Annotated in this window: 15 protein-coding genes; 3 read left to right on the top strand and 12 right to left on the bottom strand. The window is 51.5% G+C overall.

The features are described 5' to 3' along the window. Window positions 1-71 precede the first annotated feature (71 nt). Both LCH85_14320 and galK read left to right on the top strand, forming a co-directional pair. Window positions 72-1,463, top strand: coding sequence for a cystathionine beta-synthase (locus LCH85_14320; protein ID MCA0353164.1), 1,392 nt, complete (start codon window positions 72-74; stop codon window positions 1,461-1,463). Window positions 1,464-1,642: 179 nt separating this feature from the next. After that, window positions 1,643-2,779, top strand: coding sequence for a galactokinase (gene galK, locus LCH85_14315; GenBank protein MCA0353163.1), 1,137 nt, complete (start codon window positions 1,643-1,645; stop codon window positions 2,777-2,779). Window positions 2,780-2,957: 178 nt separating this feature from the next. Here the strand turns inward: galK and LCH85_14310 are convergent, their stop codons facing one another. Both LCH85_14310 and LCH85_14305 read right to left on the bottom strand, forming a co-directional pair. Continuing rightward, window positions 2,958-4,490: an aldehyde dehydrogenase family protein gene (locus LCH85_14310; GenBank protein ID MCA0353162.1), complete on the bottom strand. Its 1,533-nt coding sequence runs from the start codon at window positions 4,488-4,490 to the stop codon at window positions 2,958-2,960. Window positions 4,491-4,763: 273 nt separating this feature from the next. Then, window positions 4,764-5,591, bottom strand: a complete 828-nt coding sequence (locus tag LCH85_14305; protein ID MCA0353161.1) for a sugar phosphate isomerase/epimerase — start codon at window positions 5,589-5,591, stop codon at window positions 4,764-4,766. Between the two features lie 334 nt (window positions 5,592-5,925). Between LCH85_14305 and LCH85_14300 the strand changes: the two genes are divergently transcribed. Then, complete coding sequence (locus LCH85_14300) at window positions 5,926-7,608, top strand: ATP-binding cassette domain-containing protein (protein ID MCA0353160.1); 1,683 nt, start codon at window positions 5,926-5,928, stop codon at window positions 7,606-7,608. A gap of 333 nt (window positions 7,609-7,941) precedes the next feature. On the opposite strand, the gene rpsI is transcribed toward LCH85_14300, so the two are convergent. The 10 genes from rpsI to infA form a co-directional block, all read right to left on the bottom strand. Continuing rightward, entirely contained in the window at window positions 7,942-8,340 is a 399-nt protein-coding gene (rpsI, locus tag LCH85_14295) for a 30S ribosomal protein S9 (GenBank protein MCA0353159.1), read from the bottom strand. 5 nt (window positions 8,341-8,345) lie between these two features. Beyond that, window positions 8,346-8,780, bottom strand: a complete 435-nt coding sequence (rplM, locus tag LCH85_14290) for a 50S ribosomal protein L13 (protein ID MCA0353158.1) — start codon at window positions 8,778-8,780, stop codon at window positions 8,346-8,348. Between the two features lie 110 nt (window positions 8,781-8,890). Further along, the gene (truA, locus tag LCH85_14285) at window positions 8,891-9,709 is read right to left on the bottom strand and encodes a tRNA pseudouridine(38-40) synthase TruA (GenBank protein ID MCA0353157.1); all 819 of its coding nucleotides are present in this window, start codon (window positions 9,707-9,709) and stop codon (window positions 8,891-8,893) included. Window positions 9,710-9,717: 8 nt separating this feature from the next. Further along, window positions 9,718-10,065 carry a 50S ribosomal protein L17 gene (gene rplQ, locus LCH85_14280; protein ID MCA0353156.1) on the bottom strand — a complete coding sequence of 116 codons (348 nt, stop codon included), beginning with the start codon at window positions 10,063-10,065 and terminating at the stop codon, window positions 9,718-9,720. 14 nt (window positions 10,066-10,079) lie between these two features. Further along, a complete protein-coding gene (locus LCH85_14275) occupies window positions 10,080-11,075 on the bottom strand; it encodes a DNA-directed RNA polymerase subunit alpha (GenBank protein ID MCA0353155.1) in 996 nt (331 codons plus the stop codon). Between the two features lie 42 nt (window positions 11,076-11,117). Beyond that, a complete protein-coding gene (gene rpsD, locus LCH85_14270) occupies window positions 11,118-11,753 on the bottom strand; it encodes a 30S ribosomal protein S4 (protein MCA0353154.1) in 636 nt (211 codons plus the stop codon). Window positions 11,754-11,911: 158 nt separating this feature from the next. Then, entirely contained in the window at window positions 11,912-12,325 is a 414-nt protein-coding gene (gene rpsK / locus LCH85_14265; protein ID MCA0353153.1) for a 30S ribosomal protein S11, read from the bottom strand. Between the two features lie 42 nt (window positions 12,326-12,367). Continuing rightward, on the bottom strand, window positions 12,368-12,751 hold the full coding sequence (rpsM, locus tag LCH85_14260) for a 30S ribosomal protein S13 (GenBank protein ID MCA0353152.1): 384 nt from the start codon (window positions 12,749-12,751) through the stop codon (window positions 12,368-12,370). Between the two features lie 12 nt (window positions 12,752-12,763). Beyond that, entirely contained in the window at window positions 12,764-12,880 is a 117-nt protein-coding gene (rpmJ, locus tag LCH85_14255; protein MCA0353151.1) for a 50S ribosomal protein L36, read from the bottom strand. A gap of 80 nt (window positions 12,881-12,960) precedes the next feature. Then, window positions 12,961-13,182 carry a translation initiation factor IF-1 gene (gene infA, locus LCH85_14250; GenBank protein ID MCA0353150.1) on the bottom strand — a complete coding sequence of 74 codons (222 nt, stop codon included), beginning with the start codon at window positions 13,180-13,182 and terminating at the stop codon, window positions 12,961-12,963. Between the last annotated feature and the right edge of the window lie 191 nt (window positions 13,183-13,373).

The raw sequence follows: 13,373 nt of genomic DNA, 5'->3' as shown, positions 1-13,373 counted from the left end.
TTTTGCTTGCGGCATTGAATTTTTGCGATTAGGATAGAAGCATGACAGATCAATCAACTCAGGAGCACCCAATGACAGAGACGGCAACAATGGCGATGCCGCAAATTCACGACACCATTTTGGACGCGATCGGGAATACGCCCTTGGTTCGCTTGAATCGGGTTAATCGGGGGGTTCGCGCCCAAGTGCTGGCCAAAGTCGAATACATGAATCCAGGTGGCTCGGTTAAAGACCGCATCGGGATTGCCATGATCGAGGATGCCGAGCGCTCAGGCCGACTCAAACCAGGTGGCACGATTGTCGAACCAACTAGCGGGAATACTGGCGCGGGCTTAGCAATTGCGGCGGCAATCCGTGGCTACAAAACGATTTTTGTGATGCCCGACAAAATGAGTGACGAAAAAATTCGTTATTTGCGTGCTTTAGGAGCCAAGGTCGTAATTACCCCGACAGCTGTCGAGCCAGACGATCCACGCTCGTATTATTCGGTTTCCAAGCGCTTGGCCGAAGAAACCCCTAACGCAATTCTGGCTGGTCAATATTGGAACCAAGCCAACCCTGAGGCTCATTACCGCACCACTGGACCTGAAATCTGGCGACAAACCGCTGGAAAAATCGATGCCTTTATCGCAGGCATGGGCACTGGCGGCACAATCAGCGGTACGGCTAAATTCTTGAAAGAGCAAAATCCCAATATTCAAGTCGTCGGGATCGACCCAGTTGGTTCGTTGTATACCGAATATTTCCGCACTGGCCAGCTTGGCCCAGCCTTTGGCTATAAAGTTGAAGGGGTTGGCGAAGATTTCTTGCCTACCACGATGCACTTCCAATATGTTGATGACGTGGTGCAGGTTGGCGATAAAGAATCGTTCGTGATGACCCGCCGCATGGTGCGCGAAGAAGGCTTATTTGTCGGCGGTTCATGTGGTATGGCCGTAGCCGGTGCGATGCGCTGGTTGCGTGCTCAAAATTGGGACGAAAGCAAAACTGCCGTGATCCTGCTGCCCGATTCTGGCGTGCGCTACATCAGCAAAATCTTCTCAGACGACTGGATGCGCGAAAATGGCTTCTTGGAAAGCGAACCAATTAGCCAATTGCTCGATATTCGACCACGCTCGGTCATTTCATCCAAAGCAACGCACACCGTGGCCCAAGTTATCCAAGATATGAAAGCCAACGATATTTCGCAAATGCCTGTCGTGCGCGATGATGGTACCTTGGTTGGCTTGATTACTGAAGTTGATTTGTTAGATTATCTGCTTTCGGGCGCTGGTCAGATGGATCATCAGATTAGCGATATTGTCAGTAGCGCCGTAGCAACCGTCGGCCCCGACACCAGCATCGATGCTTTGACCGAAGTATTTAGCCGTGGTCAAGTCGCGGTCGTGGTCGATGAATCCGACGTTGTGCGCGGGATCATTACCAAAATTGACATGATTGATTATTTAGCCAATAAGGCATAAGATCTAGCCAATCGCTTCGTGCGTTGGCTTGCAAGATCGGCTGTGGCTCATTCAACAAGCAGCATCCAATCCCGCAATTGGGTGCTGCTTGATCTACATCCTCTGCTGTACTCCACTCAACTTGGCAGTGCTCCTTCGCTCGCTAACGTACCCATTGATAGATTTTGGAGCATTTGGCTATGACCGAGGTTAAAGCTGCATTTTTTGTTCGTTCTCCAGGTCGGGTAAATTTAATTGGCGAGCATACCGATTACAATGCTGGCTTTGTGATGCCACTGGCGCTTGAGCGTGGCACAACGTTTCAGGTTCAACCCCGTGATGATCAGCAGTTGATTGTGCACGCCCTACGTTTCAACGCCCATGATCAAGCCGATTTGGCTAATTTGGCGGCTGGCACGCACGGCGATTGGCGTGATTATGTGCGGGGCACGGCCCAAGCCTTGCTTGATGCTGGCTACTCATTGCAAGGCGCTGAGATTAATATTGATGGTGATTTGCCGCTGAGTGGTGGATTAAGCTCATCGGCATCATTAGAAGTTGGCTTGGCTTTTAGCTTACTCCACGCCCAAGGCATCACGATTGCGCCCGCTGAATTAGCTAAAATTGCCCAACGCGCCGAAATTGAATATGCCCATGTCAATTGTGGAATTATGGATCAGCTTTCGATTGCCGCAGGCGTTGCCGGCCATGCCACATTAATCGATTGTCGCTCGTTGGAAATTGAGGCTGTGCCGATTCCGGCTGAAGTGGCTGTTTTGGTGATTGATAGTGGCGTGCCACGCACCTTGGCTGGCTCGGCCTATAATCAACGCCGCGCCGAATGTGAACAAGCTGTGGCAATTTTGCGCCAACTCGACCCCAATATCACCGATTTGCGCGATGTGAGCAGTGATTTGCTGGCCCAAGCCGTCGAACAAGATCGCTTTGAAGATGTGATTTATCGGCGTGCCCGCCATGTTGTCAGCGAAAATGAGCGGGTGCATAAAGCTGCCGCCGCGTTTCGCGCTGGCGATTTTGGCTATGTTGGCGAGTTGATGAACGAATCGCATTGGAGCTTACGCGATGATTATGAAGTTAGCGGCCCTGAGCTTGACCAATTAACTAAGTTGTTGCGTGATATGCCTGGGGTTTGGGGTGCTCGATTGACTGGCGCGGGCTTTGGTGGCTGTTGCGTGGCCTTGGTCGAAGCAAGCCACGTTGATGCGGTGATTGCAGCTTTAGCTCCAGCCTATCATGCCGCAACTGGCCGCACCTGCGAAGCCTTCAGCACTAAAGCCTCAGCATTGACGGTTCATAACATAGAGTATAGGGCATAGAGGTCAGGGTTTGAACATTAAATGTTAATCCAGAGCCGATGAGGCGATGGGCTATTGGCTATCGGAGCTTGGTTGGAAATATCAACAATTATTCCGCTAGTCAAAAGCCTATCGCCTCATACTTCGTGCTCTTCGCGTCCTTCGTGGTTAAAAACCTGCTCCTGCGTTCTCTAACCTATTAATCATCAAGCCGTGGCGTAACGATATCGACCCAAATCCGGCGGGTGCGTTCTTGGGTCAAGTCGGTATGAATATGCTTGATTTCGCTATAGGCATCAAGCGCATTCGGCCCCAACTCGCGGCCAATCCCGCTATCTTTGTAGCCACCAAATGGCGCTTTGGCATTGATCAAGTGATGATCGTTGATCCAAACTGTGCCAGCCCGAATTGCCCGCGCCACTTCTTGAGCATCTTGCAAATCGCGGCTCCACACGCTGGCGGCCAAACCATAGTTGGTATCGTTGGCAATTGTGATTGCCTCACCAACCGTGTGATAGCGAATTACCGACAGTACCGGCCCGAAAATTTCTTCTTGGGCGATGCGCATCTGGTTATGCACATCGGTGAAGATCGTTGGTCGCACAAAATGGCCATTGGCAAGATTGGGATCATCGATACCCACCCCGCCGCAGCGCAACGTTGCCCCTTCTTGAATTCCCAGTTCGATATAGGCTTCGACCGCGCGTTTTTGAGCAGCTGAGACCAACGGCCCCAAATCAGTTGTCAACTCCAATGGATCGCCTAGCACCAATTGTTCAACCCGCGCAACCATCCGCTCAACAAATTGATCATGCAGTGAATCGGGCAAGAGCAAGCGCGTACCAGCCTCGCAGCTTTGGCCAGAGTGCATAAAGGCCGCCCAAATTGCCCCATCAACCGCCAAATCAAGATCAGCATTGGGCAGCACCACGACTGGCGATTTGCCACCAAGCTCCAAAGTAACGCGCTTGAGATTGCGCCCAGCGACTTCGGCAATTCGGCGGCCAACCTCGGTTGAGCCAGTAAAAGCAATTTTATCGACCGCAGGATGGCTGGTCAGGCGTTCACCGACTAAACCACCAGGCCCAGTCACCACGTTAAAAACGCCATGCGGCAACAAATCGGCTTCGTGAATCAATTCGGCCATGCGCAAAGCAGTAACCGGAGTCAACGAGGCAGGCTTGAGTACGAGGCTATTGCCAGCCGCCAAAGCTGGGCCAATCTTCCAAATTGCCATCAAAAAGGGGTAGTTCCAGGGGATAATTTGGCCACAGACCCCAATTGGCTCACGCCAAACCGCATTAGCACTCGGCGAAGGAAAATCGATATAGGGCAAGGTTTGCATGGGATGCTGCCGCGCCAAATCGGCAAAATAGCGCAAATGCTCGATGCCAACCGGAATATCCAGCCATGAACTTTTACGCAGGGTTGCGCCGCCGTTGAGCGTCTCTAGTTCCGCCAATTCGTCGGTGTTTTCTTCAAGCAAATCGGCGATTGCTTCGAGGGTTTTGGCGCGATCAACAGGCCGCATTTGCGCCCATGAGCCAATATCAAAACTCTTCCGCGCAGCCTCAACGGCTCGATCAATGTCGTGGATGGTGGCTCGCGCAACTTGGGCGATTGGCTCGCCGGTGGCGGGGTTGTACAGGGTTTCGCTAGCAGCATCGCTGGCCGCGACCCAAGCTCCGTCAATATACAGACCAAACGAGCGAAGGCTATCTGATTGAGTCATCTCGGCGTTCTCCGTTGAAGGCGCACAGTCGTTATTGCATGATCATACCCTAAGCAGGTTTATGACGCAAGGTGTCACGTTATGATTGGGGATCGGTTGTTGGGGGCGGGGATCGGAACCGCGAAGAACGCGAAGATCACGAAGAACGGCGATAGGATTAATAGATCAATTCAAATACTAAGCATATTCCGATAGCCAATCGCCTTCAGCTGATAGCCCAACATTTCATCCCTCATCCCTCATCCTTCGATACTCTGCGCCTTTGCGTTAAAATCAACTAACCTGCAACAAAGCAGCCTTCAAGTAGGCCAACGAATCAATCAAGGCGGCATCAGTATCGCGCCCATAACCACCTGATTTGGGCAAACCACCAATTTCTAGAATGGCCGGGCCGTGAAAATTGGCAACAACCAAGGCTCGACAATAAGCCACAAAATCAATCTTGCCCAGACCCAAAGGCAGGTGGCAATTAACTTCGGGCAAGGGCGTATCGGAGATATGCAGCATACTCATGCGTGGAATTAACTGCAAAAATCCCGCTAAATCCTCTGGCAAGGTATGATTGAAATCCCAAACAAAGCCTAAATCTGGCACAGCATCTAAGAGTTGGCGGCATGCTTGCGGCGTGGTAAACAAGCGCAAGATGGGATCGTTGTGCTCAAAACCAAATTTAAAGCCATGCTGCTGAGCCAAAGCTACCCCAGCCGCAAATTGGGATTGCAAGCTAATTTCAAGTTCAGCAACCTGTTGAAATTCCAGCACTGGCTGATTGTTCAAATGCCAATGCACATATTTACAACCCAAGCCAGCAATTGCAGGCAAATTGGCTTCGAGCACTTCGAGTGGCGTTTGGCCTGTTGCCGCCCGACCAGTAACATCAATTTGCAGGTTGATTTCCATCACTGCCATAATATGTTGAGTTTCGAGCTGTTGCCGAATGCTAGCAAAATCGGCTCCCAAGGCGGCGGCTTGTAGGCCTGCTGGCTTGCCCTGAAACTGAATACTGGCAAAACCATTGGCAGCCGCAAAATCAATTTCATCACGGGCGGGTCGCCAATTCTGCGCGAAAAAACGCCCATTCAGACCAATCTGTAAACTCATCGAAGTATTCCTTACTAAATCAATTGGTTGATTAAAGAGATATGCCGGAGTTTTGGATTCGGCCTAAAGACCGATCATGCTGCTTGATGATTTGTGCTATCCTAGCCACACTTAATGGATTATAAGTTGGAAGACGATTATGGTTTTCAATGCATTCATGGGCGTGATTCACGCACGGAAAGGGTTCAACAAGGGCGCAGACAGGATAGCTGCGCCTAAAATCTGAACCATTTGCCATTGAAACCAAATGATTAAGACTAGGGGCAGCATTATGCGCCCCTAGTCTTTTTTGATCACTGTGCATAGTGCTGCCCCCTATTTTGGAGGTTGCCCGATGATCATCGCTAGCGCTCAGGATGTTCATTTTAGCATTGGTGGCCGAAGCATTCTCAACGGCCTGAATTGGGAAATTCATGAACACGCCCGCATCGGCTTGGTTGGCTCAAATGGTGCAGGCAAATCGACGTTGCTGCGCTTATTGGCAGGCTTTGAAACGCCGACGACTGGCCACATTAGCACACGGCGCGGATTGCGCATCGCCTATCTTTCGCAGCATATCGTGGGCGATCAGCGCACACCGTTGCAAACCGTCATGGCCGCCCGCCCCGATTTGACTGAGCTTGAGGCCCAAATTCAGGCCTGCGAAAACCAACTGGGCGAGCCAGCCATCGCCAATGATCTTCAGCGGATGAATCAGGTTTTAGAGCGTCACAGTCGCCTATTGAACCAATTCGAGGAGCTGGGTGGCTCGATGCTCTATAACGATGCTCGCGGCTATCTACAGCAATTTGGCTTTGATGGTAACGATCTGAGTTTGCCAACCAATTCGCTCAGTGGCGGCCAACGCAAAATGATCGGCTTGGCAAGTTGTTTGATGCAACGCCCCGATTTATTGCTGCTTGACGAGCCAGAAACCCACCTCGATTTGAACCGCCGCGAATTTTTAGAGACGACAATTCGTGAGTTTGCTGGGGCGGTGGTGATTGTCGCCCACGATCGCTACTTGCTCGATGAAACCATCACCAGCGTTGTGCATTTGGAAGCTGGCAAAACCAGCCTCTGGCTTGGCAATTATTCGACCTACGCCGTCAATCGCCAATTGGCCTTGCAACGCCAGCAGCAAGATTTTATCGCACAGCAAAAGGAAATTAATCGCCTAGAAGAGGCAATTAAACGTTTCCAATTATGGGCTTCATTAGTGCCCAATGAGCGCCATATCAAGCAGGCACGGGTCAAGCAAATGCAAATCGACAAAATGGATAAAGTTGAAAAGCCCGTGCTTGAGCGGCGCAAAGTCGGCTTGAGTCTACGCTCCGAGCAACGTGGCGGCCAAAAAATCATCGATCTCCGTGATGTCAGCATGAGCTTTGGCGACGATTTAGTGCTTTTGGGAATTGAACAAACCATCTGGCGTGGCGAACGGGTTGGGATCGTCGGCCAAAATGGAGCTGGTAAAAGTGTGCTTGGTAAGTTGATGCATGGGCAATTTGAGCCAAGTGATGGCATGGTTTGGGTTGGCCCATCGATCGAAATTGGCTATTTTGCCCAAGGCGTTGAGACGCTTGATCATAGCCAAACGCCGATTGATGTGGTACGCCTCACTCGCTCGATGTACGAAGGCCAAGCGGTGGCATTTTTAGGTGGATTTTTGTTTAGTTATGCCCAATGTCGCCAAAGCATCGGCTCGCTTTCCGGTGGCGAACGGGCACGTTTGCAATTGGCCTTATTGATGTTAGCCAAGCCCAATTGTCTAATTCTCGATGAGCCGACCAACCATTTAGATATTGATTCGGTCGAAGTCTTGGAAGATGCCTTAGAACGCTACGACGGCACAGTCATTGTCATTTCACACGACCGCTATTTTCTTGATCGCGTGGTTGATCGAGTTTGGGCGGTCAATGATGGTAGTGTCAAAGCTCATCTGGGCGGCTACAGTGCTTGGCGCGAAGCTGGCAAAGCCCCGCCACCAGTCATTGAGCCTGTAGTAGTTAAGGTTAAGGCCAAAGTTAAACGCTAAGAATATAGAGCATAGAACATAGAGCATAGAGAATGGGGATCGGTAGCTGGGGATCGGGGATCGGGAATTTTACGCTGCACCTCTGCGTTAAACGAATAGGTATTTAACGCAGAGGTGCAGCGTGTTATAAATACTGAACTGTTTGGAAATTTGCAGCTAATCAGGTCAATCTGTGCCAATCTGTGGCTAAAAATCAGCCTTTGTGCTCTTCGCGTTCTTCGCGGTTTCGTTAGCCTAACCCCTGAATCCTGACCCCTAAAAAAAAACCAACCCCAGCCTTAGAACCGAAGCTCCGAGGCTGGGGAAAGAACCCGACACCAAAGGGTAACGAAATTACCGCTTGGTGTATTGCTTGGCGCGGCGAGCCTTGACCAAACCTGGTTTCTTACGTTCCTTTTTACGAGCGTCGCGGGTCAAGAGGCCAGCAGCCCGCATAATTGGCTTGAATGCTGGATCAGCATCGACCAATGCGCGAGCAATACCGTGGCGCACAGCTTCGGCGCGGCCAGTATCACCACCACCACGAACTTTGATCAACACGTTGAACGAGCCAAGTTGATTGGCAGCCAACAACGGTTGGCGAATCAATTGTTGATACAAAGCGCGACCGCCGAAGAACTCTTCTGAGGTGCGGCCATTGACCACAAATTCGCCAGTGCCAGGATACAAGCGTACCCGAGCCACGGCGGTCTTGCGGCGACCAGTGCCTTGGAAATAGCGTTGTTCACTCATCGTTATTAACCTTTCACCGCATAGACTTTAGGTGATTGTGATGCATGAGGATGGCTCTCACCAGCATACACCTTCAGTTTTTTGATAATATGGCGGCTCAAGCGATTGCGTGGCAACATGCCTTTTACCGCGAAGTAAATGATCCGCTCGGGGTGGGTTTGCATCATCACTTTATAAGCGGTGCGCTTCAAACCACCAGGGAAGTTCGAGTGGCGATAGTAAATTTTTTGGTTGGCTTTATCGCCGGTAACGCGAATTTTCTCAGCGTTGACCACGATCACAAAATCGCCACCATCCATGCTTGGCGTGTAGGTTGGCTTGTGTTTGCCGCGAATCAGGGTTGCAATTTGGGTCGCGAGCCGACCAAGCACCTGATTTTGTGCATCGACGACCAGCCATTCGCGCTGAATCTCCGAAGCTTTTTGGCTATAAGTCTTCATGCTGCTGAATTCCTCGTGTATGAATTGTGAATTATGCCACGCTGGCATGTTCACAAATCGTTGTAAGGTTGGCGATGAGAAGCGTTGGCAACCTGCCCGTATTCACATCGTTAGCCTTGATACGTCCGAAAATAGGTCGTGCCATCCCAGCGTGAACTTGTCGCCAATGGCTGAAGTGCTGGGTCATAGCCAATCGACTCTAAATACAACCCCTGTGGGGGCGCGGTTGGGCCTGCGTTACGACGATCGCGACTAGCAATAATTGCCTGCCAAGCTTCCAATGAAAGCTTGCCATCGCCAACCATCAGCAACGTACCAACGATATTGCGCACCATATGCTTAAGGAAAGCATTGGCCTGCAAATGCAGGACAGTCACTGGGCGACCAAGCCACTCTGCGGGGCGTAATTGCGCCAGCATACAGGTGCGAGTTGTCGAGCCTTCGTGACCAGCGCCAGCGAACGCCGCAAAATCGTGTGTGCCAATCAGGGTATCCAAGGCCGCCTGCATCGCCACCCAATCAAGTTGATGATCGAGGCGCAGCACCCGCCCAGAGAGCGTAGCTGAAGGTGCAGGTGCACTATCGAGAACATAGCGATATGTTCGTTGACGGGCACTAAAGCGAGCGTGAAAGCCGGTTGGCATCTCCCATGCTTCGTGAACACTGATATCGGGCGGCGTAATGGCATTGATTGCCTTAGCAATTGTATCCAAACTGCGCGGCGTATCGCTCACGATATGGGCGACTTGGGCTAGGGCGTGAACTCCTGCATCGGTACGACCGGCAAAAATCCAACGCCCAGTATCGCTTGTTAATCGTTGCCAAGCGGTTTCTAACTCCGTTTGCACGGCGCGACCGCCTGGTTGCCATTGCGAGCCGCAAAAAGCAGTGCCGAGATATTCAAAACACAATGCTAAAGTACGGCTCATAGGGCAAACTAGACCAATTCAATCCGAGCCATTTCCGCAGCGTCGCCTTTGCGGAAGCCCATCTTGACAATCCGCGTGTAACCACCTGGGCGTTCGGCGTAAGCAGGAGCCACTTGGAACAAAAGGTTCATGGCAATCTTGCTGTGCAGCTTCGAAAGCGCCATCCGGCGATTGTGGGGAGTATCAAAGCGACCCAATGAAATCAATTTTTCAACTTCTGGTTGAACTGCGCGGGCCTTGGCATCAGTGGTTGTAATGCCGCGATGCTCAATAATCGCAATCATCAAGCTGCGGTATAAGGCTTTGCGCTGAGCCGTTGGCCGGCCCATCTTCTTGCCAGACTTGCGGTGTCTCATGAAACGATCCTCGTCTATTCAGCGCTACCGTCGTTCAGACGGGCAGCGACATTGGTGTTCAGAATAGCGGAGTTGAAAGGCAAGGTTGGCAGTAAATTGCGCTCGATTAATTTCTCGCGAATTTCGTCCATTGATTTTTGCCCCAAGTTCCGCACAGCCAGCAGTTGCTTCTCGTCCATCTCCAGCACTTGCCCAACCTTGGTGATGTCGGCACGCTTGAGACAGTTGTAGGTGCGGGTTGAAAGGTCAAGATCTTCGATAGGCATATCGTAGATCTCGCTGGGAATAACCAGACCATTGGCATCGCCAACTTGCTCTTGTTCATCGTCAAAGCGATTGAAATCGGCGATGATCGATGAATATTGAACCAGCACTTGCGCGGCATAGCTGAGAGCATCGCCTGGCTTAACCGTGCCATCAGTCCAAATTTCAAGCAACAACCGGTCGAAGTCGGTCATCCCGCCAATGCGGGTGTGTTCCACAACGTAGTTAACCTTGTGCACCGGCGTGAAGATCGCATCCACCGGGATTTCGCCAATCGGCACCGGGTCACGATTTTCAGCTGGCAGATAGCCGCGGTGACGTTCCACGGTCAACTCCATATCCAAGCGAGCATCGGAGCTATCGAGGGTTGCGATGTAGTGATCGGGGTTAACGATCTCCACATTTGAAGGGCATTCAATATCGCTTGCCCGCACCACGCCTGGGCCAGTCTTGGATAAAATCATCTTGACTGGGCGTTCGGCGTAGGAGCGCAAACGAATGCCTTTCACATTTAACACAATCTCGGTAGCATCTTCACGCACGCCTTGAATTGGCGAAAACTCGTGGAAAATCCCATCAATTTTAATCTTGATGACCGCTGCCCCAGGGATGGACGACAACAACACCCGTCGCAGCGCGTTCCCTAATGTGTGCCCGTACCCGGGATCCAGAGGCTCAATTTTGAACCGCCCATAGTTCTCCGCCGCTGCGACACATTCGAGTTTGGGCATTGCAATGTCTAGCACGTATCCGCCTCCTGCTGGGATAGTGATACCGATTACGTCCGATTAGCGGCTGTAGAATTCAACAATCAACTGCTCGTTAATCGACATATCCAACTCTTCGCGTGATGGGAAGGTTTGTACAACCCCTTCCATCTTGCCAGCGTCAAGTGACAACCAGCTTGGTGGTGACACGCGGTTGAGTTGTTTGGTTTCTTCGAGATCTTTGAAATAATCGCGTTTGCGGCTTTCGGCTCGCACGCCAATTACATCGCCAACTTCAACCAAGGCTGAAGGAATATCGGTTTTGCGGCCATTCACGGTAATATGACCGTGGTTGACCAACTGGCGAGCTTGGGCGCGAGTTACTGCATAGCCTAAGCGGAACACCACATTATCGAGGCGACGTTCCAAGATTTGCAAGAGCACAGCACCGGTTTGGCCGGTAGTACGGGTCGCAATGCCATAATAGCGGCGGAACTGGCGTTCCAAAACACCATAGATCCGGCGAACTTTTTGCTTCTCGCGCAACTGAACACCATAATCAGACAATTGTCGTCGTCGGACTGAAGCCCCATGTTGGCCAGGGGGCTGGCTCCCACGGCGCTCAAGCACCTTGCGGCCACTGTTACCGCTCTTGAGCATTAGGTCAACGCCTTCGCGGCGTGCCAATTTACATACTGGACCAGTATATCGAGCCATGTTCTTGTTTGTCCCTTCGCAATTCCTAATTGCCAAGGCAGTTTACACACCGACTCCTATTTCCACGTATAGGAACAGCCGTGCTTCATCCTGCTCACGTATTTTAATCGTGGCGTTGCTACTACACACTTCGGCGGCAGCATGCTGCCGCGAAGCCATTACACGCGGCGGCGCTTTGGTGGGCGACAACCATTGTGTGGGATTGGCGTAACATCGGTGATTGCAATAACCGACAAGCCAGTAGCTTGCAGTGCCCGCACCGCTGATTCACGGCCAGCGCCTGGGCCTTTTACATACACTTCGACGACGCGCATGCCGTTATCCATGGCTTTGCGTGCTGCTTGTTCAGCAGTTACTTGGGCTGCATAAGGAGTGCTTTTGCGCGAGCCTTTGAAGCCACTTGCGCCAGCGCTGCTCCAGCAAACCACGTTGCCAGCTGGGTCGGTGATCGTAACGATCGTGTTATTAAAGGTTGCTTGCACGTGAGCTTGGCCACGCGGCACATTTTTACGCTCACGGCGACGACCGCGTTGAGGGCGGCGAGCTGCTCCCGCTTTTGCTTGTTTCGCCATTCAAGGCCTCCGAAATAGCGTTGAAAATAAAAATTCAGGAAATTACTTCTTGGTAGCTTTCTTCTTGCCACCGATTGCTGCGCCTTTTTTACCACGGCGGGTACGGGCGTTGGTTTTGGTGCGTTGACCGCGCAATGGCAAGCCTTTGCGGTGACGAATCCCACGGTAGCAGCCAATATCCATCAAACGCTTGATGTTCAATTGAACAGCCCGACGCAAATCGCCTTCAACGGTGTAATCTTGGTCGATGATTTCGCGCAAACGAATCACTTCGTCTTCGGTCAAATCTTTGACCCGAACATTTGGATTGATATTGGTGCGAGCCAGAATTTCAGTGCTGGTGGTGCGACCAATCCCGTAGATGTAGGTAAGGGAAATTTCCACCCGTTTGTTGCGGGGAATATCAACCCCTGAAATACGTGCCATTCGATGCTCCTCTTAGCCTTGCCGTTGCTTATGCTTCGGGGTGCGGCTGCAAATGATGCGGACAACGCCCTTACGACGAATGACCCGGCAATATTCACAGCGTGGTTTAACTGATGGTTGAACTTTCATCGGAACCTCGCTCGTAGACACACAACAATCCAACCCCCAGTCCGCTTCGGCCCGAGGCATTGGTTGCGGTGGTCAGTGTGTTATCTGTACCGATAAGTAATACGGCCACGAGTCGGATCATAGGGCGAGAGTTCGACTAGCACGCGATCGCCTTTGAGAATCCGAATATAATTCATCCGAATCCGGCCAGAGACATGTGCTAATACTTCCAGCCCGTTATCCAACGCTACTTTAAACATCGCGTTTGGCAGTGGCTCAGTAATAACGCCCTCGACCTCAATGACATCCTTCTTCTTGGCCATATAACTCCTTAAAACTAGCACATCAGCGGTGGCAATGGTCGCATGCGTTGCGAGTGGTGCGCGATTGCCCCAAAGGATAACCCGTCACTGGGCTGTGCAATACGCCAGCAGACGGTGTATAGCATACGCAGCAAGCTAGAAGCATAGGCCGTCGGCCCATGCTTCTGCATCGGTACCTATTACTATACCAC

This window comes from Chloroflexota bacterium (assembly GCA_020161265.1).
Lineage (GTDB): Bacteria > Chloroflexota > Chloroflexia > Chloroflexales > Herpetosiphonaceae > Herpetosiphon.
This window is presented reverse-complemented; position numbering and strand designations above follow the sequence as displayed.

Coding starts and splice junctions, on each gene's coding strand:
- infA (MCA0353150.1), bottom strand. CDS start 13,182: ATGGCCAAGAAGAAGGATGTCATTGAGGTCGAGGGCGTTATTACTGAG.
- galK (MCA0353163.1), top strand. CDS start 1,643: ATGACCGAGGTTAAAGCTGCATTTTTTGTTCGTTCTCCAGGTCGGGTA.
- rpsI (MCA0353159.1), bottom strand. CDS start 8,340: ATGAGTGAACAACGCTATTTCCAAGGCACTGGTCGCCGCAAGACCGCC.
- rplM (MCA0353158.1), bottom strand. CDS start 8,780: ATGAAGACTTATAGCCAAAAAGCTTCGGAGATTCAGCGCGAATGGCTG.
- LCH85_14300 (MCA0353160.1), top strand. CDS start 5,926: ATGATCATCGCTAGCGCTCAGGATGTTCATTTTAGCATTGGTGGCCGA.
- rplQ (MCA0353156.1), bottom strand. CDS start 10,065: ATGAGACACCGCAAGTCTGGCAAGAAGATGGGCCGGCCAACGGCTCAG.
- rpsK (MCA0353153.1), bottom strand. CDS start 12,325: ATGGCGAAACAAGCAAAAGCGGGAGCAGCTCGCCGCCCTCAACGCGGT.
- LCH85_14305 (MCA0353161.1), bottom strand. CDS start 5,591: ATGAGTTTACAGATTGGTCTGAATGGGCGTTTTTTCGCGCAGAATTGG.
- rpsD (MCA0353154.1), bottom strand. CDS start 11,753: ATGGCTCGATATACTGGTCCAGTATGTAAATTGGCACGCCGCGAAGGC.
- LCH85_14320 (MCA0353164.1), top strand. CDS start 72: ATGACAGAGACGGCAACAATGGCGATGCCGCAAATTCACGACACCATT.
- rpmJ (MCA0353151.1), bottom strand. CDS start 12,880: ATGAAAGTTCAACCATCAGTTAAACCACGCTGTGAATATTGCCGGGTC.
- truA (MCA0353157.1), bottom strand. CDS start 9,709: ATGAGCCGTACTTTAGCATTGTGTTTTGAATATCTCGGCACTGCTTTT.
- LCH85_14310 (MCA0353162.1), bottom strand. CDS start 4,490: ATGACTCAATCAGATAGCCTTCGCTCGTTTGGTCTGTATATTGACGGA.
- rpsM (MCA0353152.1), bottom strand. CDS start 12,751: ATGGCACGTATTTCAGGGGTTGATATTCCCCGCAACAAACGGGTGGAA.